Source organism: Caulobacter sp. GW821-FHT09A05 (assembly GCF_059418465.1).
Genome location: NZ_JBWKPX010000071.1, coordinates 1 through 557 on the forward strand (window position 1 = coordinate 1; position 557 = coordinate 557).

At 70.4% G+C, this 557-nt stretch carries 1 pseudogene; it reads left to right on the forward strand.

Annotated features, from left to right (window positions below):
• Positions 1-557, forward strand: a pseudogene (locus AC07NX_RS26215) (acetyl/propionyl-CoA carboxylase subunit alpha); the annotation flags it as partial.

Sequence of the window (557 nt, forward strand, 5' to 3'; positions counted from 1 at the left end):
GGCCTGGACCTGGTCGAGCAGATGATCCGCAGCGCCTGGGGCGAGCCGCTGGCCTTCGCGCAGCAGGACCTGAAGATCGACGGCTGGGCGATCGAGAGCCGGATCTACGCCGAGGACCCCTACCGCAAGTTCCTGCCCAGCATCGGGCGGCTGGTCCGCTACGCCCCGCCGCCTGAAGGAGCGCAGGGGGATGGCGGCGCCGAAGGCTCCGTCGTGCGCAACGACGCGGGGGTGCGCGAGGGCGACGAGATCTCGATGTACTACGACCCGATGATCGCCAAGCTGTGCGCCTGGGCCCCGACCCGGCTGGCGGCGATCGACGGCATGGGCCGGGCGCTGGAGGACTTCCACATCGAGGGCCCCGCCCACAACATCCCGTTCCTGGCCGCGGTGATGGACCAGGACCGGTTCCGCTCGGGCCAGATCTCGACCAACTACATCAAGGACGAATTCGAGGGCGGCTTCAAAGGCGTCGATCCCACGCCCGGGCAGGTCGACATCCTGACCGCCGTCGGCGCGGCCATGCAGCGGACCTACGCCGCCCGGGCCCGCTCGAC